Genomic DNA, 21,961 nt, shown 5'->3' on the forward strand with positions numbered 1-21,961 from the left:
CGTCCTGCTTACTGACCAGTCGCCTGGGCAAGTGGGAGAGGGGTGTCGTCGATCTGCACTTTCTCGCCGGGGCGGGCGTGCTGCAGGCCCTCGATGACGATGCGGTCGCCGGCTTTCAGGCCGCCGGTGACGATCCAGCGATCGTTCTGCACGGCGCCCAGTTCGACCGGTTGCTGGCCGACGCGCTGTTCGGCGTCGAGCAGCAGCACCTGGGCGATGCCCGCGCTGTCGCGCTGGATGGCCCGTTGCGGCACGCTGATGCCCTGGCGGTTGACCGCTTGTTCCAGGCGCACGCGCACGAAACTGCCGGGCAGCAGGTCGAGGTCGGGGTTGGGGAACTCGCTGCGCAGGATGATCTGGCCGGTGCCCGGGTCGACGGTGATGTCGCTGAACAGCATTTTGCCCGGCAGGGGGTAGAGGCTGCCGTCATCCTGAATCAGCGTGGCCTTGGCCTGGTCCTGGCCGACCTGCTGCAACTGGCCGGAACGGAAGGCGCGGCGCAGTTCGTTGAGCTCACGGGTGGACTGGGTCAGGTCGGCATGAATCGGATTGAGTTGCTGGATCAGCGCCAGCGGTGTGGTTTCGTTCTGCCCGACCAGCGCGCCTTCGGTGACCAGCGCGCGCCCGATGCGCCCGGAAATCGGCGCGGTGACGGTGGCGTAGCCGAGGTTGAGTTTCGCCCGCTCCACCGCCGCCTTGCTGGCCGCGACGTCGGCGGCGGTCTGTCGTGCGTTGGCCCGGGCGTTGTCGTAGTCCTGGCCGCTGATGGCCTTGTCGTCGATCAACTGGGCATAGCGCTGTTCCTGCAACCGGGCCTGGAACGCGTTGGCCTCGGCCTTGCGCAGCGCTGCTTCGGCGCTGTCCAGGTCGGCCTTGAGCGGCGCCGGGTCGATGCGGAACAGGACATCGCCCTGTTTCACGTCACTGCCTTCACGGAAAGTGCGCTGCAGGACCACGCCGGCCACGCGGGCACGCACTTCGGCCATGCGCGGTGCGGCAATCCGTCCGCTCAGTTCGCTGCTGATGGTCAGTGGTTGCGCTTCGATGGTTTCGATGCGAACCGTGGCCAGCGGCGCCTGTTCCTCGGCATTCGAGGCCTTCTCGCACGCACCCAGTGTCAACGCCAGAGCAATCAGACTGAGCCTGGCAAGCAGATTCTTCGACATGTAATACCCCAATAAAGACTCCCAGCATCCTACTGGGCGCAGGCGAGGGTAGCGGTGAAGCTTTGTTGGTGCTGTGTGAAATTGTGTAAGGGTTTTACTCAGAGACGAGTGAGGGCGTATATCCTTCAGTCCTTGAATTTTATTGCGTCTGTCAGGCCGCCTTCGCGAGCAGGCTCGCTCCCACAGTTGAAATGCGGCCCCCTGTGGGAGCGAGCCTGCTCGCGAAGAGGCCAATGCAGACGCCACGGCTCTTTCTGGAAACACCCCATGCCCAACATCCTCCTGGTCGAAGACGACACCGCCCTCGCCGAACTGATTGCCAGCTACCTGGAACGCAACGGTTATTCCGTCAGCGTGATCGGTCGCGGTGATCATGTGCGCGAACGAGCGCGGCTCAATCCGCCGGACCTGGTGATCCTCGACCTGATGCTGCCCGGCCTCGACGGCTTGCAAGTCTGTCGCCTGCTGCGCGCCGATTCGGCGACCTTGCCGATCCTGATGCTCACCGCCCGCGACGACAGCCACGACCAGGTCCTGGGCCTGGAAATGGGGGCCGACGACTACGTGACCAAACCCTGCGAGCCACGGGTGCTGCTGGCGCGGGTGCGGACCCTGTTGCGCCGCAGCAGCCTCAGCGAGCCGCAGACCGCCAACGACCGCATTCTGATGGGCAACCTGTGCATTGACCTGTCCGAACGCACCGTGACCTGGCGCGAGCAACTGGTGGACTTGTCCAGCGGTGAGTACAACCTGCTGGTGGTGCTGGCCCGGCATGCCGGGGAGGTGCTGAGCCGCGACCAGATCCTGCAACGCCTGCGCGGTATCGAATTCAACGGCACCGACCGTTCGGTGGACGTGGCAATTTCCAAGTTGCGGCGCAAGTTCGACGACCACGCCGGCGAGGCGCGCAAGATCAAGACCGTGTGGGGCAAGGGCTACCTGTTCAGCCGTTCCGAGTGGGAATGCTGAGCCGATGTTCAGAATCCTCTTTCGCTTGTACCTGGTGACCATTGTCTCGTTCAGCGCGGCGATTTATCTGGTGCCGGATCTGGTGGTCAAGGTGTTCCACGAACGCTTCGTCACCTACAACCTCGATTACTCCCGTGGCCTGCAAACGCTGATCGTCAAACAGTTTCACGCGGCCCCGGCCGAACAGTGGCCGGCCCTGGCCGCCGAAATGGACAAGGACTTCAATCCGCTGCACATCGTGCTCAGCGGTAACGACGACAGTAGCCTGACGCCTGAAGAGCAGCAGCGCTTGCAGCGGGGCGAGAACGTCGTGCGCGTGGGTGACTGGGGCTGGCGCACGCTGGCGGTCGCGCCGCTGAACGAGCGCACCGTGGTGCAAATGGTGGTGCCGCCGGACCCGCTGGACGTCAACCTGTTGTACTGGAGCATCAACGTACTGATCGGCGCGACCATGCTCGCGTGCCTGTTGCTGTGGCTGCGCCCGCACTGGCGTGACCTGGAACGCCTCAAGGGCGCGGCCGAGCGCTTTGGCAAGGGCCACCTGGGCGAGCGCACGCAAATCTCCCCGAGCTCCAACATCGGCAGCCTGGCCGGTGTGTTCGACACCATGGCCGGCGACATCGAGAACCTGCTCAACCAGCAGCGCGACTTGCTCAATGCGGTGTCCCACGAGTTGCGCACGCCGCTGACGCGCCTGGATTTCGGCCTGGCGCTGGCCCTCTCCGACGACTTGCCGGCAGCCAGTCGCGAGCGCCTGCAAAGCCTGGTGGCGCACATCCGGGAACTCGATGAGCTTGTGCTTGAGTTGCTGTCCTACAGCCGCCTGCAAAACCCGGCGCGGATACCGGAGCGGGTCGAAGTGTCGCTGGATGAGTTCATCGACAGCATCCTTGGCAGCGTCGACGAGGAGCTGGAATCCCCGGAGATCGTCATTGATGTGCTGCTGCACGGCCAGCTCGAACGCTTCAGTCTCGACCCGCGCCTGACCGCCCGCGCCCTGCAAAACCTGCTGCGCAACGCCATGCGCTACTGCGAAAAGCGTATCCAGATCGGTGTGCAGGTCTATGCCGGCGGCTGTGAAATCTGGGTCGACGATGACGGCATCGGCATTCCGGATGACGAGCGCGAGCGAATTTTCGAACCCTTCTACCGTCTCGACCGCAGTCGAGACCGCGCCACGGGTGGTTTCGGACTGGGATTGGCGATCAGCCGGCGCGCCCTGGAAGCCCAGGGCGGCACGCTGACGGTGCAAGCCTCGCCGCTGGGCGGGGCGCGGTTTCGCTTGTGGTTGCCGACTTCGGCCTGACGCGCGCCCGGGATAACGTGGTTCAGGCGCTCAGCCGACTGCGCAATACCTTGGCCATCTCCTCCAGATCCGTCATCGGCTGGCGCCCGATCAACATCCAGGCGTGCTCCATGTCCGACCAATACACGATGTTCAGCTCGCGCCGCTGTTCCTGGGCGAAATGGCGGCTGCCGCTGTTGGAGCGGGTCACGCACAGCGCCATGGGGCCGTGCGCCGGATCGAGGTAGGTGATCTGGGCGATGGGCGCACCGTCGTACTCGAGGATTTGCGCCCGCTTGAACTCGGCACGGGGCAGGCTCAGTTTTGCCGGCACGAGGTCCAGGCCCAGGCGCGCATCGATGGTCCGCAGTTGGGCTCGCTGGGAGGCTTCATCAGCGGGCAGGTGATCCAGGGTTTCCGGCACATAGAGCGCCATGTAATCGGCCACCAGACCGCGCCAGCTGTGAGTCTGCTGGCTCGCTTGCCAGCCGAGGAACAAACGGTCCGCCAGCACGCCGCCGGCCAGCAGCCCGGCCGCGGCGGCCAGGAACCAGCGTCGGTTGAGCCCCGGACGGGCGGGTGAGGGCATGGTGGCGAGCATGGCTTGCAGGCGATCCACCGGTGCCTGCCGGGCCAGTTCATCGTAGGCGTCCTTGAACGGCAGGCTGCTGCGACCCAGCCATTGCAGGCGCAGGCCGAGCATCGGGTCGGCACTGATGGCCGCGTCGATGCGCGAGCGCTGCTCGGCATCGAGTTGGTTGTCGAGATAAGCCACCAGTTGTTCGTCCGAGGGTTTCGCGTTCATCAATGTTCTCCTCGGTAAGGGTGGGACACCGTGTGCAACGGTGGATATTCGGCCAGTTTCGCCCGGGCGGTGGCCAGGCGACTCATGACCGTGCCGATGGGCACTTGCAGCACGTCGGCGACTTCGCGGTAGGACAACCCTTCGACGTAGGCGAGAAATACCGTTTCACGCTGGGCCTCGGGCAAGGCATCGACGCGGCGGATGACCTGTGCCGCCAACACGTGGGTCTGGGCCACGGACTCTCCATCGAACGACAAGGCCTGGTCGGCATCCACCTGGCCCTGGCCTTGCCGCATCCGCTGGGCACGCACTTCGTTGAGCCAGATCGAGTGCAGGATGCTCAGCAGCCAGCGGTCCATGCGCGTCCCCGGCTCGTATTGCCCGGCCCGCTCCAGCGCCCGCACGCAGGTGGCCTGCACCAGGTCATCGGCGACATGCCGTTGCCGGGACAAAAGCAGGCCATAGCGCCATAAACGCGCCAGATGCTGGTTCAGTTCCGTTCGTATTGCCTGATCGCTGGCGATGGCAACCTCCGTCCGCTCGGGTTGTCAGGTTTTCGATGATCCGTTGATGGCTTCGGCCAGGTCCTGGTACTCCTCGCACTGGGTATTGCCGCAGATGGATTTGATCTGCTGCAGTTGCTCCTGCGCAAGGTCCAACCGACCCTTGATCACATAGGCCTCGCCCAGGTATTCGCGGACTTGCGCGTATTGCGGGTCGAGTTTTACCGATTGCAGGTAATAACCGATGCCTTCGTCGGTGCGTCCCAGTTTACGCGTGGCGTAGCCGCGATAGTTCAGCGCTTTTGCGGTATTTGGCTGTTTCAGCGTGTCAAGCAGGGCCAGGGCCTCCTCATAACGTCCGTCCTTGGCCAGTTGATAGGCATAGTTGGTGCGGTCTTCGTCAGGCACCAGGTTGCTGGTCTGCCTGACGCACCGCTGCGATCTTGTGTCGAGCACCTGTCCTTTCGGGCAGTTGGGTCTGGCGGGCGGCTCGTCACCGCCGCCACCGCCGTTGGCCAGGGCGGGGGAGCCGGTCAATGCGACGGTCAGCAATAGCGGGGCCATCAGAACTGCAAAACGACTATTCATGGGCTTTGCTCCACAGGTTCATGGGTTTCAGATCAGGTCGCGCCCGGCCAGGCGCAGTGCAAGGATGATGTGATGAGAACACCCCAGCCTGCACAATTATTCATTATGTTCTGGCGGCCGATTGCGAACGGGCATGGTTTTGTGTGCGCTGAAGATCCCTGTGGGAGCGGGCTTGCTCGCGAAGGCGGAGTGTCAGGCAGCATCAATGTTGATTGACCCACCGCCTTCGCGAGCAAGCCCGCTCCCACAGGGGATTTTTGTTCAACCCAGCAGACGAATTGGTGCACCCGCCGCCCAGGCCTGGATGTCCTCGATCATCTGCGAGAAAAACAGCCGGTAGTTCTGTTGGCTCACGTACCCGACATGGGGCGTGGCCAATACATTGTCCAGGGTCCGGAACGGATGGTGCGCGGGCAGCGGCTCCTGCTCGAAAACGTCCAGTGCCGCACCGCCCAGTCGTTGCTTCTGCAGCGCCTTGATCAGCGCCGCCTCATCGACAATCGGTCCGCGGGCGGTGTTGACCAGCAGCGCCGTGGGCTTCATCCAGCCCAGGGCTTGTGCGTCCACCAGGCCCCGACTGCGGTCGCTGAGCACCAGGTGCACCGACAACACATCGGCCTGTTCGAACAGCTCCTGCTTGCTGACACGGGTCACACCGACTTGCGCCGCACGTTCGGCGGTGAGGTTTTCGCTCCAGGCGATGACCCGCATGCCGAACACTTGGCCGAATTGCGCGACGCGCTGGCCGATGCTGCCAAGACCGAGGATAGCCAAGGTCTTGCCGTGCAGGTCGCCGCCCAGGCCTTGTTGCCACTGGCCGGCACGCAAGGCATTGGCTTCGGCCACCAGGTTGCGGGTGGCGGCCATGATCAGCGCCCAGGTCAGCTCCGGCGCGGCGTGTTTGTAGCTGTCGGTGCCGCTGACCTGGATGCCCAGCGCGGCGGCGGCTTTCAGGTCCAGGGCGGCGTTGCGCATGCCGCCGGTCACCAGCAGTTTGAGCCTGGGCAGGCGGCGCAGCAGGTCTTCGTCGAAGCGCGTGCGCTCGCGCATGACGCAGATCACCTCGAACCCGGCCAGGCGCTCGGCCAGCGTCGGGTTGTCGGCGGGGTAGTCATGGAGAAAACTCACCTGGCCGACGCTGTCCAGCGCCGACCAGTCCACCACATCCCGCGCCACATCCTGCCAATCATCAAGCACTGCAATCTGCACAGGCATCAGCCTTTCCTCTTCAACGCACGGGGTTGGTCTTGTTCAGCCAGGCGAGCAGGGCCTGGTGGAATTGTGCCGGTTCTTCCATCTGTGGCGCGTGGCCCATGCCCGGGAATTCGACCAGCGTGGACCGGGGAATCAACTTCGCCACTTGTTTGCCGAGGACGTCGTAGTGCCCGATCTTCGCCTTGACCTCGGGCGGAGCGATGTCACTGCCGATGGCGGTGGTATCGGACGTCCCGATCAACAGCAGGGTCGGCATCTTCAGGTTCTGGAATTCGTAATACACCGGTTGAGTGAAGATCATGTCGTAGATCAGCGCCGAGTTCCACGCGACTTGCATATGCCCGGGGCCTTTGTTCAGGCCGGCGAGCATGTCGACCCAACGCTCGAATTCCGGTTTCCAGCGGCCGCCGTAGTAGGTGCTGCGTTCGTAGTTGCGGATACCGTCGGCGCTGAGCTTGAGTTCGCGTTCATACCATTGGTCTACCGTGCGATAGGGCACGCCGAGGGCTTTCCAGTCTTCCAGGCCGATGGGGTTGACCAGTGCCAGTTGCTCGACCTGTTCGGGGTATTGCAAGGCATAGCGAGTGGCGAGCATGCCGCCGGTGGAGTGCCCCAGCAGGGTGGCTTTCTGAATGCCCAATGCCTTGAGCAATTGCTGGGTGTTCGTCGCCAGTTGCTGGAATGTGTACTGATAGTGCGCCGGCTTGCTGGAGCTGCAGAAGCCGATCTGGTCCGGGGCGATGACCCGATAGCCGGCGTCGCTGAGGGCTTTGATCGAGCTGTCCCAGGTGGCGCCGCAGAAATTCTTGCCGTGCATCAGCACCACGCTGCGGCCATTGGCCTTGCCGTGGGCGGCGACGTCCATATAGCCCATTTGCAGGGACTGGCCCTGGGATTCAAAGGCGAAGTGCTTGAGCGTGTAGGGATAGTCGAAACCCTGCAGCTCAGGGCCGTATTCCGGTCCTTCGGTTTGGGCTTGGGCGATGACGGGCAGGGCGGCGGTCAACAACAGGCTGGGCAACCAGCGGGGGAAGAGTCGCGACATGGGGAGGCTCCATGGAAAATCCACCGATGCTGGATCGGCTCGATTAGGGCGGCATTAAACACAGGCAATCGCCGCCCTCGATGGTTCAACCCATCCAGCCCAATGTCACCACGGCCAACACGCCGTAACGGGCGCCTTTAGCCAGGGTGACGATCAGCAGGAAGCGCCCCAATGGCTCGCGCATGACCCCGGCGACCAGTGTCAGCGGATCGCCGATCACCGGTAGCCAACTGAGCAGCAATGACCAATGGCCGTAGCGCTGGTAGTGCAGCCGGGCTTTTTCCAGGTGCCGGGGGCTTACCGGAAACCAGCGCCGGTCGCGGAACCGCTCGATCCCGCGCCCCAGCCACCAGTTCAGCAGCGACCCCAGAACGTTGCCGAACGTCGCCACCGCCAGCAGTGCCCAGAGCCAGTAGCGGTCGCTGAGCAGCAGCCCCACCAGCACGGCTTCGGATTGCAACGGCAGCAGCGTGGCGGCACCGAATGCCGCGAAAAACAGCCCGAGGTACGCGCCTGGCATCAATGGGCGGGGTAGTCCGCGACCACCAGGTCAGTGCCGTCCTTTTTCAGGCCGATGACCTGATAGGCATCGCTCATGCCGTCCATTTCCATCCCGGGGGAACCCATGGGCATGCCGGGCGCCGCGACGCCCAACAGATCGTCGCGCTTGCTCAAGGCCAGGACCTGGTCGGCCGGGACGTGACCTTCGACGAACTTGCCGTTGATCAGCGCGGTGTGGCACGACGCCAGGCGTGGCGGCACGCCGTGCTGTTGCTTGAACTCGCTCATGTTGGCTTCGACGTGGTCTTCGACCTTGAAACCATTGGCTTCAAGATGGCTGATCCATTTTTTGCAGCAACCACAATTGGCATCGCGATGAACCTCGATCGGAATGAGGTCGGCGGCCTGGGCCAGAGAGGAGATGAACAGGGCGCTCAGGGCGATCAGACGCAGAGGGTTTCGCATGGGATTCGTCTCGGCTAACGGGCAAAAAAGCGCATTCTGACCCTTTTTTCCGGTCAGGCATTCAAGGAGTGTTTCGAAGTACTACAAAGATCGGCTGTTCGATGATGGTAGATCAGTGCTGTCAGGCAGATGAGGGGGACATTACAAAAACGTCAGGTTGAAATGCCGTAGGCGCATGTTTACGTGATCCCCGGGTTCAAAAAAGGTTCTTCACGTAATCCCGGGGGACACCGATACCTGTAGGAGCCGGCTTGCTGGCGATGGCGGCCTCATGGCTGGCGTATTTTGTTGGTGGTGTACATATCCATTTCTGCGGTAACGGCCGCCTATGGTTCCGCTTTTACAGCGGGTTACTTGGAAAAACGGAACGCCGCCCGGCCTGTAGGAGCGAGCTTGCTCGCGATGGAGGTCAAGGATGATGCGGGGAGCCTGACACCCCGCGGTGCTCTCAGGTTTTTCGCGAGCAGGCTCGCTCCTACAGATATTTGGTTATCTCAGCGGTCAAGCAGTTTCATGACTTCCTCCGGATAACGCAGGCCAGCGGTGGCGTTCGCCGCAAAGACCGACTCCAGCGCCTGCAGTTCATCAGCGTTCAGCCTCACCTGCAGAGCGGCCACGTTTTCTTCCAGGTATTTGCGTTGCTTGGTGCCCGGAATCGGAATCAGGTAGTCACCCTGGGCCAGCACCCACGCCAGCGCCAGTTGGCCCGCCGTCACGCCTTTCTCTGCCGCGAGCGCCTGGACCTGCTGCACCAGCAGCAGGTTCCTGGCGAAATTTTCGCCCTGGAAACGCGGGCTGAAACGCCGATAATCGTCTGCCGCGAAATCATCCGGGCTTTTCAATGCACCGGTCAGGAACCCTCGGCCCAGCGGGCTGTAAGGCACAAAGGCGACGCCCAGGCGCCGACACGCCGCCAGGCAACCGTTTTCTTCCTGATCACGGCTCCACAACGAGTACTCACTCTGCAGCGCATTGATCGGATGAACCTTGTGCGCCCGTTCCAGGGTCGCCACCGAGGCTTCGCTCAATCCCAGGTAGCGGACTTTGCCGGCACTGACCAGTTCGGCCATGGCACCGACGGTTTCTTCGATGGCCACCTGCGGGTCGATACGGTGCTGGTAATACAGGTCGAGGGTGTCCACGCCCAGGCGTTTCAAAGTGCCGTCGATGGACTGGCGAATGTACTCCGGCCGACCGTTGACGCCCCGGGCACCGGGGTTCGTCGGGTCGCGGACGATACCGAACTTGCTGGCCAGGAACACCTGGTCGCGCTTGCCGGCAATGGCCTTGCCGATCAGCTCTTCATTGCTGTGCGGGCCATACATATCGGCGGTATCGAGCAAGTTGACACCCAGTTCCAGCGCGCGATGCAGGGTCGCCGTGGCTTCGCGGGTATCCGTGCCGGTGGTGTAGAAGTCGGTCATGCCCATGCAGCCAAGGCCGATGGCCGACACCTGCGGACCGTTTTTCCCCAATTGACGTGTGTGCATGAAATCAGCTCCCTGTGAAGTGAGTGGCCATTGTTTGCCTCGACAGAAACAAGATAAACCGGCTAAAACGACTATCACTATTCGTAAAATCTAAACAATCTGTCGGTGGAACCAGCAATGGACCGTTTCAACGCCATGCGCGTCTTTACCCGAATCGTCGAGCTCGGTGGCTTTGCCAAGGCCGCCGACAGCCTGCAACTGCCCCGGGCCTCGGTGACCATCCTGATCAAGCAACTGGAGGCGCATCTGGGGGTGCAATTGCTGCAACGCACCACGCGGCAGATCAGCCTGACGCTCGACGGAGCGGCCTATTACCCGCGTTGCGTGCGCTTGTTGGCGGATCTCGAAGAGACCGAAGCGGTGTTCAGTGCCGCGCGCCACAATCCCAAGGGGCTGTTGCGCGTGGACATGCCGGCGGGCGTGGGGCGTCTGGTGGTGATTCCGGCGCTGCCGCAGTTCACCGCCCGCTATCCGTTGATCGAGCTGGAAATCGGCTTGAATGACCGGCCGGTCGACCTGATTCGCGAAGGGGTGGATTGTGTGTTGCGCGGCGGCTCGACGCTGGACGATTCGCTGGTGGCGCGGCCGCTGGTGATGATGGATCAGGTGACCTGTGCCAGCCCTGACTACCTGCAGCGGCACGGAACGCCCCATGCCCTGGATGACCTGCGCGGGCATCAGATGGTCGAGTACTTCTCCAGCAGCAACGGAAAGCGCTATGGGCTGGAGTTTGTCGTGGATGGTCAGGTGCGGTTGGTCGATCTGCCCAAGCAGGTGGCGGTCAACAGTGCCGATGGTTATCTGGCGGCGTGCGAGGCCGGATACGGGCTGGTGCAGACGCCGTACTATCACGTGGCCAGGCAACTGCAGGAGGGGCGCTTGTGTGAAGTGCTGAGGGAAGTGCCGCCACCGGGCATGCCGATGACGGCGCTTTATCCGCCGCACCGCCAGTTGTCCCGGCGGGTGCGTGTGTTTGTCGACTGGCTGGTGGAACTCTGTGCCCAGCCCGGCAATGACTTTTACAGGAAGGATTCAGGGCGTTGATCAGCGGTTATCGGTGTGGGTAGTAACCCGGCCCGCCATGGTCGTAGTAGTGATCGTGATGCCAGCCCCCATGGGGGAAAACAATGCAACCGCTCAGGGTCAGGATGGCCAGCAGGGGAATCAGCAATGTGATTCGACGCAACATTTCAAAGTCCTCATGGTTATCGCCACAATGAAGCTAAAACTCTTCATCGGCTGTAACATGTGACCCCGCTTGTGGCCGCTTATCCCGGGAACAGGGTATGTGCTTGGCAAGCGTCTTGATACAAACCGGATACATTTTCAGATTCAGGAACCCGCAATGACTCAGTCGCAACGTTTGAAATACTCGATTCTGATCTCCCTGGTGGTGCTGGGGATCATGTTTGGCCTTTCCTGGTTGCAGAACACCGGCGTCATCAGCGAAAAAATGTTCCAGTACATCGCCATTGGCGTGGCGGTGATCGTGGTCGTCATCAATGGCGTGATGCGCCGCAAGGTCAAGCCCTGATCATTCGCTCACGGGTTGCGCAGGATGGCGGCAGCCTGTGGATGCAGGCTGTAGCTTTTGTCGGGGTTCAGGACAATCACGCCTTCAATGCACAAGCGCTTGAGCACTTCGCGCACGCTGAGAAAGGACAGGGGAATGTCCAGTTCCAGCAATTGGCTGTGCACGCCACGCACGCCAAGACTGCGGTCGCTTTCGGCGGCCGTCAGCAGGGCATCGATGACTTTCAGGCGGATCAGGCTGGTGCGCAGGCCATAGCTTTTGAGCAGGATCCGGATCCGCTCGTTACCGTGGCGATCGGTACGCGGCTCGAACGCGCCGACTCCCATGGAAGTACCTTTTGGCGCATTGCTACCGTCCATTGGCAGTTGCGAGTTGTACATTGGCAAAACTCCTTTTCAGAGCCTGATCAGGAAAAATGGGGCGCTCTTGCATGTCTAGACGTCTGAGCTCCCCAAATCATGAAGGCTCGAATGTAGAAATTTTGTCGACGGCGTGTGATCAGCCTGTCAGTTCGCACGCCAATGTGTGCAAAACCCTAAATTATTGATGTGAGCTTCGTCCCTACAGGGAGGCACTGCGCGCGTGGGTGCGCGCAACAGTGGCCATCGTGTTTTCGATCAGGAGCGAGCGTGATTATTTCCAGCCAGTTAACCAGGTTGAGCCTGGCGGGTGTGACTCTGGGATTGAGCCTGGGGTTGAGCCTTGCGGCGAGCGCGAGCGATGCGCCTGCGCCAACGAGCGCGGACATCCGCCGAACCAGTTTCGGCGTGCCGCACATCCGCGCCGACAACGAGCGCGGGCTGGGCTACGGCATCGGCTATGCCTACGCCCAGGACAACCTGTGCCTGCTGGCGAACGAGATCACTACGGTGAACGGCGAGCGTTCGCGCTATTTTGGGCCGGACCAGTTCACCGTCGAGGCGCGTGAGAACCTGGTCAGCGATCTGTTCTTCACCTGGCTCAACACCCCGCAAGCTGTCGCCGGTTTCTGGCAGGCCCAGACTCCGCCGGTGCGTGAGTTGATTGAGGGTTATGTGGCAGGGTTCAACCGTTCCCTGAGCGAACGTCGTGCCCAGGGGCTGCCGCAACAGTGCCAGGGCGATTGGGTGCGGGACATCACCCCGTCGGATCTGGTCAAGCTGACCCGGCGCCTGTTGGTCGAAGGGGGCGTCGGCCAGTTCGCCGAAGCCCTGGCCGGTGCCACGCCGCCCCAAGCCGTGGCCGGGGCGTCGAACGCCCAGGCAGCGTTCCAGATGGCCGCCACGCGCATGCAACGGTTTGCCCTGGATCGCGGCAGTAATGCGGTCGCGATCGGCAGCGAACGTTCCTTTAACGGACGCGGCATGTTGCTGGCTAACCCGCACTTCCCGTGGGTGGGCGGCATGCGTTTTTATCAGATGCACCTGACCATTCCCGGCAAGCTGGATGTGATGGGCGCGGCGTTGCCCGGCCTGCCGCTGATCAACATCGGTTTCAATCAACATCTGGCCTGGACCCACACCGTGGATTCGTCCAGGCATTTCACGCTGTACCGTCTGCAACTCGACCCCAGGGATTCGACCCGTTACCTGCTCGACGGCCAGTCCTTGCCGATGGACCAGCAGACCGTGACGGTCAACGTCAGGCAGGCGGACGGGCAGGTCCAGGCGATTACCCGCGTGGTCTACAGCTCGAAGTTCGGTCCGGTGGTGCAATGGCCGGGAAAACTCGATTGGGATCATCAGTACGCCTTCAGCCTGCGCGACGCCAACCTGGATAACGATCGCGTCCTGCAGCAGTGGTACGCGATGAACCGCGCCGAAAACCTCAAGGACTTCCAGGACTCGGTGCACAGGATCCAGGGCATTCCGTGGGTCAACACCCTGGCGGCGGACGATCAGGGGCAGACGCTGTACATGAACCTCTCGGTGGTGCCCAACGTCAGCGTCGACAAGCTGGCGCAATGCAGCGATCCGCGGATCGGTCTGCAGATGATCATTCTTGACGGCTCCAACAGCGCCTGTGCCTGGGACATCGACCCGCAGGCGCCACAACGGGGCATCTATGCAGCGGAAAAACTGCCGCAGCTGCTGCGCAAGGATTTTGTCCAGCACTCCAACGATTCGGCGTGGATGGCCAATCCGGCGCAACCGCTGACCGGCTATTCGCCGCTGATCAGCCAGGACGGCCAGCCTTTGGGCCTGCGTTCACGCTTTGCCCTGGACCGTTTGAGTACGCTGACCGGGGCCGGCAAGGTCGCGGTGGCGGACTTGCAGCACATGGTCATGGACGATCAGGTCTATCAGGCGGCTCAAGTGATGCCGGACCTGCTGCAATTTTGCGCGAAGGGTCTCGGTGCCGATGCCAAAACCCTCGCGCCACTGTGCGCCAGCCTCAAGGCCTGGGACCGCAAGGCCAACCTGGGCAGCGGTCTGGGTTTTGTGCACTTCCAGAACGTCATGGAGGCATTGGAGTCGGTGCCGGACGTATGGCGCGTGGCGTTCGATTCGCAGGACCCGCAACACACCCCGAGTGGACTCGCCGTCGATCACCCGTCAGTGGCCAAGGCGCTACGCACAGCGATGCTGGCTTCGGCTGAGCAGGTCAAGGCGTCAGGCCTCAAGCCGGACACTCGCTGGGGCGACATCCAGGTGGTCAGCAGCGGCGGGCAACAGACGCCGATCCATGGCGGGCCGGGCACGCTGGGTGTCTACAACGCGATCCAGAGCGTGCCGCGCAGCGATGGCAAGCGCGAGGTGGTCAGTGGCACCAGTTACCTGCAAGTGGTGACCTTCGACGAAAACGGACCGCAAGCCAAGGGGCTGCTGGCGTTCTCGTTGTCGAGTGACCCTGCTTCGAAATTTTCACGGGATCAGACGCAGGCCTTTTCGCAGAAGCAATGGAGCGTGCTGCCCTTCACCGAACAGCAGATCACGTCCGATCCGCAGTATCAGGTACAGACGATCCGCCAGCAGGATGCCAAGGTCGTCGCGCATTGAGGTAGTGGGGTTTTACTGGAACGCTGAAGGCCGCACCCCGCAAGGGTGGCGGCCTTTTCAGCTTTTCGGGGTCTTTTGTGGGATCGCGTTGACCACCAGATTGCCATTGTCATTGCGGGTAAGGTAGACCGGCAGGACTCGCGGCAGGGACTTCACCAGGCCGTTGATCTCTTTGATGTTGTAGATGCCACCGATACGGATCGAACCGGTGCTGTTGTCGGCGACCATCAGCGGTTTGTCCAGGTAACGATTGATCAATGGCAGCGCATCGCTCAGCGCCAGATCGTCGAGCACCAGCTTGCCCTGGCGCCAGGCCAGCGAACTGTCATTGTCGTAGGTCTGGCTGATGCGGGGAGTGAAGTCGCCGCCGCGATAACTGGCCTGCATCGCCGGGTCGAGGCGCAAACCGTCGCCGGGCAGGTCGGTGTTGCTGCTGACCAGTACCGAACCCTCGATCAGATTGACCTTGACCTGGTCTTCATACATCCAGACGTTGAATTGGGTGCCGGTCACGCGAATCTTGCCTTCGGCGGCCTTGACCACAAAAGGGTGGCGGGTGTCATGGCTGACCCTGAAGAACGCTTCGCCTTTTTCCAGCGTGACCTGCCGCTGATCCTTGTAGTTGCTGTACGTCAGCTCGCTGCCCAGGTTCAGTTCCACCTGGCTGCCATCCTTCAAGGTGACCGTGCGAACATTGTCGGTGGCTTCGAAATGCTGGTACGCGTTCGGTACCCAGCCCAGGTGCCAGCCGGCATAACCGGCCAAAGGCAGCGCCAGGGCACAGACTGCCGCGGCAATGGCCAGGCGGCGCCACGGAGCTTCGGGTTGCGGGCGAACCAGCGGCAGGACGGGCGCGGGGCGGGGCAGGTCGCCGGCGACATCCCATATTTCCAGCATCGCTTCGTATTCGAAGGCATGGAGCGGATGCGCATTTCGCCATTGTTCGAACGCCTGGCGCTCCTGCGTTGTGCAGTCATTGGCGTGCAGACGCATGCACCAATGCGCAGCGGCATCGGTGATGGCGTCGTATTCGGCTTCCGAGAGCGTGTGTTCGGTCATTGGCTCATCCTGATTTCGTGCATTCTAACCTTGGGGGCAGTCTGCGAGAACATCAGTCATGGCATTTAACTATCAATGTGTAACTTTTTTTCAACGCCTCGCCTCTGGAATCTCTGCTGTCGGCGTAAAAACAATCAAACTGATTACACCTGTGCGGTCAGGGCCTTTGAGCTGCGCAGATCCGGGGATCTGCGCCCTGTGATTGGCGGATCAGGTTCCGGAGGTCGATGTGGCCGGCACCGGGTCCAGTTGCCGACCCATTTCGCAGATCAGGAACGCGAGCGAATCGGCATTGTGCAAAATGACGTCAGCCCTGAAGTTCGCATTTTGCCCGTCCAGGAATGCATCCCTTGCCCTCTCCATGGTCCTGCTGCCCGTTAACCTCAGAATGGCCTTGCCGACGTGATAAGACTCCGGGATCGAATCCAGGCTGATCCACGATTGCAGGCTGCTGTTCCAACGCGCAAACAGTTCCTCCTTCGGCGTGTTCAGCGACAAGGCTTCGCGCTGGAATTTCAGTTGGGACTGTTTCATGGCTTCACCGTAGGCCGTGATCGGCGCTACCAGGTCGCTGAAAGGGCGCCGGGCTTCAAGGTACGCAATGTCCACGGCCGCGGAAAACAGGTGAGCGAATTCGTGTATCAGCGTGGCGGCCTGGCTGTGGCCGTCGACGTTGAAGGGCTCGGTCAGACAGGATTTGTACCAGTCGAGTTGTTGATCGAAGAACCTTTCGGTGAAATGCACGTGGCGCTGTCGGTCCTTGTCCAGGACAAACGCGATGAGGTTGTCCTGCGGGGCCCGGTTTGAACCCACGACAAAACGATGGGAGTTCATCCAGTCTTCATCAGGGTCGACCAGCGCGTTGCAGATGGGGAGGATGGCGTCCTTGATCTTGTCGAGCAGCGCTGCGTTGACCTCACCGACACCAAAGAAATCTTTGAGGAAGGTGTCCAGCCGGGTACCGGGGACGAATCTGCGCAGTTGCGTCATGTTGTGCAAACTGTTGAACGCGTAATAGCGCGCCATGTCGATGGCCTGCACGATCATTCGGGCTTTATCGGGATGCCGGGCGCGAATGTCTTCCATCCCCCGGGCCTCGATGTTCAGCACCTCCCCGGCGATACGGGCATGAGCAAACTGGTTGTGCATTTTCGACATGGCCTTGCCGAAGTGCACCGTATGGATGTCCGGGTCGATCACCAGTTGCTTGTCTGGCGCCGTCAGTAATACCGGGCCTTGTTCCTTGTCCTTGATCATTCGCCAGGCCGGCCCGGTCTTGTCTACGCCGTACACCTTGCCGGCGATGGGGGCGTAGGTTTTTTTGCTCGCCGCATCGAGGTAGGTGCCGTCAGCGCTGTTTTTCGTCAGGTTCTTGAGTTCGACCGTGGTTTCGAACGGTTGCAGCCGTGTGCGCAGCGGTGCCGTCGAATCGATCTCGGACCACTTTGGCGCGATGATCGGCGTGGCGACCGGTGCGCCAGGGTTTTCCTGGGTTGCCTGGGCCGTGTCGGTCCATCCTTCGAGCGACAGCCTGCCCAATGAGATGAGTTGCGCCGCACCGGCGATGAACTCCTCCAGCGCAACTTTCCAGTGATGATCCTGCAGGGCTTGTGCGGAGTTGAGGGCATCCTTGTAGGCGTTCCAAAGAAACTGCGCATAAGCGAGTTTGCCCGGCAACAGGCCAAGTATGCGGTGGATGTTGGCGCCGAACAGATGTTTGACGGCCTCCCAGTCCGCCTGGCTTGCCGTGTGTAACTGGCTGCCAAGCATTTGCGACAGCAGTCGGGTGTTGTCGTGGAACAGCTGGGTGAGCAAGTTGCCGTCGATGGGGTTGGACCCGAGGGTGATCTCACTCGATTGCCCAACGGTCGAGCTGAACAGGTTGCGGAAGGCGGACTGCTCGCTGTCCGGCAGGCGCCGTAGCAACATGTCCTGCAAGGGGCCCGGCGTGTTCAGCGCCGAGACAAGACTGGCCTCAGTGTCGAATTCGATAAAAGGCGAGCCGCCAGGGTGGTAAGGGGCATAGAGGACCTGCGGCCCGGCCTTTGCGTTGCCGGGGCTCACCAGGTACAGGCCCAACGCTTTGATGGCGGCGGCGCCGGTGGTCTTGATCAGCTCCAGTGGCCGGGCAATCGCGTGTGCTCCCTGTACGGTTGCCCGGGCCGTGGCATCTGGCATGTCGAGCACCTGTCGAAGCAAATCGAACGCGCTGCCGGATAGCCTTTGCAACAGCTTCAGCTCGTGGGCGTGTTGCAGCAGTTGCCAGGGCAGTTGCTTGACGAAGCGCTGCATCCGGCTTTGAGCATCGGCCGTTGCACTGGACAACGTCTGCGTTACCTGTGCTGCGTAGCTTTGCACAATGTTCAATGACTGCAGCAGTTGACGGACCGCGGCCTGGTCCAGCCCCTCGGGCAGCGCCTGAGGAGTTGTCGAGGAGACCTGGAATCCGGAACCTTGCGCGGCATTGACATGGTTCAGGGCGAACTCGGTAAGGCTGCGGGCGGGACCGGTCAGGTTGAGGTCGGGGATGATTTGAATATCGTCGGGGTCCAGCGTAATGGCCGGGAAGCGATTGCCGAGCAACGTCGTCAGCCGTTCATGCACATACGACCTGAGGGGGGTGATCCCATGCAGGTAGTCTTTGTCCTCCTCTACGCTGTTGCGGTATTGCTCCAGCAGCTCAACGTGCAGCCGCTGATCTTCAAGGGGGGCCATTCCAAGCCATGCGGGCAGTGACTGTTGCAGGGTGATCGCCCGGGCAATCGAGGAGGCTCTGCGCAAATGGGTGTTGATCCCGGCGGTGGTCAGCGCTTTCAGCGCCTTTTTCTTCTTCGTGTCGCTCAGTTCCAGGCTGCGCGCGTGTTCGCAGCGAGCCAGGAAGTGATCGATGGATGATCGTGCGACCTGCTCCAGTACGGATCCTTCAATCAGCCGCAGCGCACCCAGTGAGTAGCGTTGGTGGAATTGGCGTTGGCTCGGGGTGAGGTTTTCCAGTAGCGCCATGCGTTGTTGCGGGTCGAGCAGGCGCCGGTTCAGTTCCTGCCTGGCACGGCTGATGTTGTCAAACACCTCCAGCCCCTCGGCGGGCGTCCACAGGATCGTCCGGCCGGAATGCGAGGGGTCGAGTCCGCCGCGCTCGGTCAGGAGCAGGCAATGGGCAAGCGGCAGGAGATCCCGCACACCGGAGCACTCAAGGGTCAGTGAATAGGCATCGGGTCGGAAGCCCTTCAAGGAGCGACGGTTATGTCTTTCGGCCTGATCCGGGTTGAACACCGTATCGACGATGGCCCGGTCCGCATCCGTCAATGTCGCACTGAGTGTGCGCAAGCTTGCCTCGCCGCGGATGCCGACGGAAAGTGCATGGGCCAGGCGCGGCTGCAGGTTTTCCAGGTAGACCCGCTGCAACGCCAGTGAAGTGATCGGTTGTGCGGCGAAGTCGGCGTTGATCAGCGTTTCGATGTCACTGAAGCTCTTGACGAACGCTGCCGCCGTATCGGCCAGCACCATGGACGGCTGCTGGTCACCGGACAACACCGGCCGCGTGCTCCAGCGTCCGTCAGTCTCCAGCTTCAGCAGCCGCTCGTTGATCATCGAACGGATATCCAGCGCCTTGTCGAACAGGGCGTGGATGTCCACGGCGCCGTCACTGTGGCGGAACACCTGCAGGCTGTATTCCGTGTTTTGCAGTTGCTTGGTGACGATGGCGTCGAAGAGCTTGCTGAAGATCGCGCCGGAGATCGCCTCCCCGGTCACATTCGGCCGGTCAAAACCAATGAATCGCTGACGTTCGTCCAGGCTCAGCAGGCCATAGAGTTCGTCCTCGTGACCGGCCGCGCCGAACTTGCTGCGCACGGTATCGCGCAAGTCCTGGTAGTCCTTGAGCACCTGCAAACCTTCTGTGGGCGTGTAGAGAAACGCATGGCTGGCACTGACCATCAGTGAACCGGCCAGCTCGACGTAATTGGCCGGGTACTCCCACAGGCGCACGGTTTCGACCGTCATCGATGTATTCGTCCGGCCGGCTGTCGAGATCAACGCGTGCAGGTCCTGGCTTTGCTTCGGGGTGATGATCCCGGCTTCGCGCTTGAGCAGCAGTTGCCCGCGTGCCTGATCGGCGATGGCCCGGCCGAAGAGTGCGCGACGCGAGACGCCATTGGCGCTCGCCGCGTCCCAGTATTGTTCGAGCTGCCCGATCAGCAGGCTGACCAGTTTGCGCGAGACAGTCGTGACCGCCGTCTCCCAGTGTCCCTGATCAGCGTTTGCCGGGGACTTTTTCGGGTGGGAAAACTCATGGGCCTGCCCGGAGGGCCAACGCTGATGGCGATAGTGCAGGAGCACGGCATCACTCAGCGACAGGGAGTTGACCCAAGGTCCCGTTGGACGACTTGCATCCTCGTTACCGTCAGTCGCTGCCAGATAAAAATTCACCCGGGTCTGGCTCTGATCCACGCCGGGAAAAGACGCCGTCAGTTGTTCAGCCAGCAATGCATCGAGCAGCGACGTCAAGGACGGTAGCGCCTTGAGTTCATCGAGCTGGGCCTGGTCGTTGAGTTGCTGATGGCGGGAGAGGGTGTTGCGCTGGTCCTCAAACACGCCTCCTTCGATGGTTTGAAACTCCAGCCCGATATCGTCGGCAGCCACCACTGTCTTGCGTTGTGACAGCGCCATGAAGGCCAGCAGTTCATTGTCTTCGTTGGCTGCTTCGAGTTGTGCTGCCAAATGTTCGGTCAGGACCGAACGACTGGTGAATTTCTGTATACCGGCGTAGGGGGTGTAGAGAATCACGCCATTGTCATCCGGCGTCGCGGTCAGCAAAAAACTGCCGGCCAGCGCCACGGGTTCCTGGCCAGGGATCTTCAGCAGGATTTTTTTCGCCAGCATGGGCGGCGTCTGTTCATCGCGCAGGGCCTGGCTGGCCAGTTCGATATGGCTGAACCATTCGAAATCCTTTTGCGCCAGCCCGTGGGTTTGGCCAAGTTCTCGCCAGAGGCCGGGCATCGTCAGTGCTTCGGGGAAAAACAGCGGAGTTACGGGTGTAGACATCGTCGAGTCTCGCTCAAGGGGCCACTCAAGGGCGCCTGTGGGTTGAGCATCGAGACTAAAAGCGGGTGCGCGGATGCGGGTGGTAAATAGATAACGCACGGGGCGTGGGCATTGGTGACACGGTTTTACCTCGTCGCCCCTGAGGGAAAGGTTGACAGGTCACTCGCCGCGCGTTGTTAATCGGCGGGTCTTTGTACGCTGTTGTTCCCTCCAATAATCATTCTGGAGCTTCAGATGTCTGCGCCACACGATCACGCCTCTACTGCCGTCTCGTCACACCTGTCACTCGAAGCGCTAAGCGCTTTGCTGGAAAAGATTTTTCTGCGTCATGGCACCTCCGCCGAGGTTGCCAGGGTGCTGGCGCAAAACTGCGCCGGCGCCGAGCGCGATGGCGCCCACAGTCACGGGGTGTTCCGGATCCCGGGTTATGTTTCGACGCTGCAAAGTGGCTGGGTCAATGGCCAGGCCGTTCCGGTGGTCGAAGATGTGGCTTCGGGGTTTGTGCGGGTCGACGCCGATAACGGTTTTGCGCAACCGGCCCTGGCGGCGGCGCGCGAATTACTGGTGCAGAAAGCCCGAAGTGCCGGCATTGCGGTGCTGGCGATCCGTAATTCGCACCATTTCGCGGCCTTGTGGCCGGATGTCGAGCCCTTCGCGTATGAAGGGCTGGTGGCGTTGAGCGTGGTCAACAGCATGACCTGCGTGGTGCCCCACGGCGCCGACCGACCACTGTTCGGTACCAATCCGATTGCCTTCGCCGCACCACGGGCTGGCGGCGAACCGATTGTCTTCGACCTCGCCACCAGTGCCATTGCCCATGGCGACGTGCAAATTGCCGCACGCCAGGGCGAACGCTTGCCGGAGGGGATGGGCGTAGACAGCCTCGGCCAGCCGACAACCGATCCGAAAGCGATTCTTGAGGGCGGCGCGTTGCTGCCTTTTGGCGGACACAAGGGCTCGGCGCTGTCGATGATGGTCGAATTGCTCGCGGCGGCACTGACCGGCGGCAATTTTTCCTTCGAGTTCGACTGGAACAACCACCCTGGCGCCAAGACGCCCTGGACGGGCCAGTTGCTGATCGTGATTGATCCGGACAAGGCAGCGGGGCAAGGTTTTGCCCAGCGCAGCCAGGAACTGGTGCGGCAAATGCACGGTGTCGGCCTGAAGCGTTTGCCGGGTGACCGGCGTCATCATCAGCGCGCCAGGTCGCTGGCCAATGGCATTGAACTGGATGCCCGGACGCTGGCGAACCTGCGGGAGCTGGCGGGGGAGTGATTCGGGGTATTGGCAAATAATGTCTAATTAACGCAACCCC

The 21,961-nt window shown here is 61.7% G+C and carries 19 protein-coding genes; 6 read left to right on the forward strand and 13 right to left on the reverse strand.

Going from position 1 to position 21,961, the window contains the following annotated elements; all coding sequences use genetic code 11:
- Nucleotides 1–8: 8 nt before the first annotated feature.
- On the reverse strand, nt 9–1,166 hold the full coding sequence (locus PMI26_RS25295) for an efflux RND transporter periplasmic adaptor subunit (protein WP_033047441.1): 1,158 nt from the start codon (nt 1,164–1,166) through the stop codon (nt 9–11).
- Nucleotides 1,167–1,433: 267 nt separating this feature from the next.
- On the opposite strand from PMI26_RS25295, the gene PMI26_RS25290 reads away from it, so the two are divergent.
- Nucleotides 1,434–2,135 (forward strand): response regulator transcription factor, encoded by a 702-nt coding sequence (locus PMI26_RS25290; protein ID WP_007970971.1) that lies wholly within the window; start codon nt 1,434–1,436, stop codon nt 2,133–2,135.
- Between the two features lie 4 nt (nt 2,136–2,139).
- A complete protein-coding gene (locus tag PMI26_RS25285) occupies nt 2,140–3,441 on the forward strand; it encodes an ATP-binding protein (RefSeq protein WP_007970972.1) in 1,302 nt (433 codons plus the stop codon).
- Between the two features lie 22 nt (nt 3,442–3,463).
- Here PMI26_RS25285 and PMI26_RS25280 read toward each other — a convergent pair whose 3' ends face one another.
- The 8 genes from PMI26_RS25280 to PMI26_RS25245 all read right to left on the reverse strand — a co-directional run bounded on the left by PMI26_RS25280 (nt 3,464) and on the right by PMI26_RS25245 (nt 10,032).
- Nucleotides 3,464–4,225, reverse strand: a complete 762-nt coding sequence (locus tag PMI26_RS25280; protein WP_007970975.1) for an anti-sigma factor family protein — start codon at nt 4,223–4,225, stop codon at nt 3,464–3,466.
- Complete coding sequence (locus PMI26_RS25275) at nt 4,225–4,707, reverse strand: RNA polymerase sigma factor (RefSeq protein ID WP_443200835.1); 483 nt, start codon at nt 4,705–4,707, stop codon at nt 4,225–4,227. Before PMI26_RS25275 ends, PMI26_RS25280 begins: the two co-directional genes overlap by 1 nt.
- A 66-nt stretch (nt 4,708–4,773) precedes the next feature.
- Nucleotides 4,774–5,316: a tetratricopeptide repeat protein gene (locus PMI26_RS25270; protein ID WP_007970979.1), complete on the reverse strand. Its 543-nt coding sequence runs from the start codon at nt 5,314–5,316 to the stop codon at nt 4,774–4,776.
- Nucleotides 5,317–5,577: 261 nt separating this feature from the next.
- Entirely contained in the window at nt 5,578–6,531 is a 954-nt protein-coding gene (locus tag PMI26_RS25265; RefSeq protein WP_007970981.1) for a D-2-hydroxyacid dehydrogenase family protein, read from the reverse strand.
- A 13-nt stretch (nt 6,532–6,544) separates the two neighbouring features.
- Nucleotides 6,545–7,576 (reverse strand): alpha/beta fold hydrolase, encoded by a 1,032-nt coding sequence (locus PMI26_RS25260; protein ID WP_007970982.1) that lies wholly within the window; start codon nt 7,574–7,576, stop codon nt 6,545–6,547.
- Nucleotides 7,577–7,661: 85 nt separating this feature from the next.
- Complete coding sequence (locus PMI26_RS25255; protein WP_007970983.1) at nt 7,662–8,096, reverse strand: YqaA family protein; 435 nt, start codon at nt 8,094–8,096, stop codon at nt 7,662–7,664.
- Nucleotides 8,096–8,542 (reverse strand): DUF411 domain-containing protein, encoded by a 447-nt coding sequence (locus PMI26_RS25250; protein WP_007970985.1) that lies wholly within the window; start codon nt 8,540–8,542, stop codon nt 8,096–8,098. Before PMI26_RS25250 ends, PMI26_RS25255 begins: the two co-directional genes overlap by 1 nt.
- 494 nt (nt 8,543–9,036) lie before the next feature.
- On the reverse strand, nt 9,037–10,032 hold the full coding sequence (locus PMI26_RS25245) for an aldo/keto reductase (protein WP_007970987.1): 996 nt from the start codon (nt 10,030–10,032) through the stop codon (nt 9,037–9,039).
- A gap of 117 nt (nt 10,033–10,149) precedes the next feature.
- Between PMI26_RS25245 and PMI26_RS25240 the strand changes: the two genes are divergently transcribed.
- The gene (locus PMI26_RS25240) at nt 10,150–11,076 is read left to right on the forward strand and encodes a LysR family transcriptional regulator (protein WP_007970989.1); all 927 of its coding nucleotides are present in this window, start codon (nt 10,150–10,152) and stop codon (nt 11,074–11,076) included.
- A gap of 7 nt (nt 11,077–11,083) precedes the next feature.
- Here PMI26_RS25240 and PMI26_RS31575 read toward each other — a convergent pair whose 3' ends face one another.
- Nucleotides 11,084–11,221, reverse strand: a complete 138-nt coding sequence (locus PMI26_RS31575) for a hypothetical protein (protein WP_007970990.1) — start codon at nt 11,219–11,221, stop codon at nt 11,084–11,086.
- A gap of 156 nt (nt 11,222–11,377) precedes the next feature.
- Between PMI26_RS31575 and PMI26_RS25235 the strand changes: the two genes are divergently transcribed.
- On the forward strand, nt 11,378–11,566 hold the full coding sequence (locus tag PMI26_RS25235; RefSeq protein ID WP_007970993.1) for a hypothetical protein: 189 nt from the start codon (nt 11,378–11,380) through the stop codon (nt 11,564–11,566).
- Between the two features lie 8 nt (nt 11,567–11,574).
- Here PMI26_RS25235 and PMI26_RS25230 read toward each other — a convergent pair whose 3' ends face one another.
- Nucleotides 11,575–11,946, reverse strand: coding sequence for a hypothetical protein (locus PMI26_RS25230; protein ID WP_007970994.1), 372 nt, complete (start codon nt 11,944–11,946; stop codon nt 11,575–11,577).
- Nucleotides 11,947–12,195: 249 nt separating this feature from the next.
- Here PMI26_RS25230 and pvdQ point away from each other — a divergent pair, with 249 nt between their 5' ends.
- Complete coding sequence (pvdQ, locus tag PMI26_RS25225) at nt 12,196–14,544, forward strand: bifunctional acylase PvdQ (RefSeq protein ID WP_007970995.1); 2,349 nt, start codon at nt 12,196–12,198, stop codon at nt 14,542–14,544.
- 57 nt (nt 14,545–14,601) lie between these two features.
- Here the strand turns inward: pvdQ and PMI26_RS25220 are convergent, their stop codons facing one another.
- Nucleotides 14,602–15,603 (reverse strand): FecR family protein, encoded by a 1,002-nt coding sequence (locus PMI26_RS25220; RefSeq protein WP_007970996.1) that lies wholly within the window; start codon nt 15,601–15,603, stop codon nt 14,602–14,604.
- Between the two features lie 210 nt (nt 15,604–15,813).
- Nucleotides 15,814–20,646: a dermonecrotic toxin domain-containing protein gene (locus PMI26_RS25215; RefSeq protein WP_007970997.1), complete on the reverse strand. Its 4,833-nt coding sequence runs from the start codon at nt 20,644–20,646 to the stop codon at nt 15,814–15,816.
- 234 nt (nt 20,647–20,880) lie between these two features.
- Between PMI26_RS25215 and PMI26_RS25210 the strand changes: the two genes are divergently transcribed.
- Complete coding sequence (locus PMI26_RS25210) at nt 20,881–21,921, forward strand: Ldh family oxidoreductase (RefSeq protein ID WP_007970998.1); 1,041 nt, start codon at nt 20,881–20,883, stop codon at nt 21,919–21,921.
- The last annotated feature ends 40 nt before the right edge of the window (nt 21,922–21,961 follow it).

The organism is Pseudomonas sp. GM33, assembly GCF_000282295.1.
GTDB lineage: Bacteria > Pseudomonadota > Gammaproteobacteria > Pseudomonadales > Pseudomonadaceae > Aquipseudomonas > Aquipseudomonas laurylsulfatiphila.

Bases quoted from the DNA above. Each gene is read 5' to 3' on its own strand.
- PMI26_RS25295 (WP_033047441.1), bottom strand. From the start codon at position 1,166: ATGTCGAAGAATCTGCTTGCCAGGCTCAGTCTGATTGCTCTGGCGTTG.
- PMI26_RS25290 (WP_007970971.1), top strand. From the start codon at position 1,434: ATGCCCAACATCCTCCTGGTCGAAGACGACACCGCCCTCGCCGAACTG.
- PMI26_RS25285 (WP_007970972.1), top strand. From the start codon at position 2,140: ATGTTCAGAATCCTCTTTCGCTTGTACCTGGTGACCATTGTCTCGTTC.
- PMI26_RS25280 (WP_007970975.1), bottom strand. From the start codon at position 4,225: ATGAACGCGAAACCCTCGGACGAACAACTGGTGGCTTATCTCGACAAC.
- PMI26_RS25270 (WP_007970979.1), bottom strand. From the start codon at position 5,316: ATGAATAGTCGTTTTGCAGTTCTGATGGCCCCGCTATTGCTGACCGTC.
- PMI26_RS25265 (WP_007970981.1), bottom strand. From the start codon at position 6,531: ATGCCTGTGCAGATTGCAGTGCTTGATGATTGGCAGGATGTGGCGCGG.
- PMI26_RS25260 (WP_007970982.1), bottom strand. From the start codon at position 7,576: ATGTCGCGACTCTTCCCCCGCTGGTTGCCCAGCCTGTTGTTGACCGCC.
- PMI26_RS25255 (WP_007970983.1), bottom strand. From the start codon at position 8,096: ATGCCAGGCGCGTACCTCGGGCTGTTTTTCGCGGCATTCGGTGCCGCC.
- PMI26_RS25250 (WP_007970985.1), bottom strand. From the start codon at position 8,542: ATGCGAAACCCTCTGCGTCTGATCGCCCTGAGCGCCCTGTTCATCTCC.
- PMI26_RS25245 (WP_007970987.1), bottom strand. From the start codon at position 10,032: ATGCACACACGTCAATTGGGGAAAAACGGTCCGCAGGTGTCGGCCATC.
- PMI26_RS25240 (WP_007970989.1), top strand. From the start codon at position 10,150: ATGGACCGTTTCAACGCCATGCGCGTCTTTACCCGAATCGTCGAGCTC.
- PMI26_RS31575 (WP_007970990.1), bottom strand. From the start codon at position 11,221: ATGTTGCGTCGAATCACATTGCTGATTCCCCTGCTGGCCATCCTGACC.
- PMI26_RS25235 (WP_007970993.1), top strand. From the start codon at position 11,378: ATGACTCAGTCGCAACGTTTGAAATACTCGATTCTGATCTCCCTGGTG.
- PMI26_RS25230 (WP_007970994.1), bottom strand. From the start codon at position 11,946: ATGTACAACTCGCAACTGCCAATGGACGGTAGCAATGCGCCAAAAGGT.
- PMI26_RS25220 (WP_007970996.1), bottom strand. From the start codon at position 15,603: ATGACCGAACACACGCTCTCGGAAGCCGAATACGACGCCATCACCGAT.
- PMI26_RS25215 (WP_007970997.1), bottom strand. From the start codon at position 20,646: ATGTCTACACCCGTAACTCCGCTGTTTTTCCCCGAAGCACTGACGATG.
- PMI26_RS25210 (WP_007970998.1), top strand. From the start codon at position 20,881: ATGTCTGCGCCACACGATCACGCCTCTACTGCCGTCTCGTCACACCTG.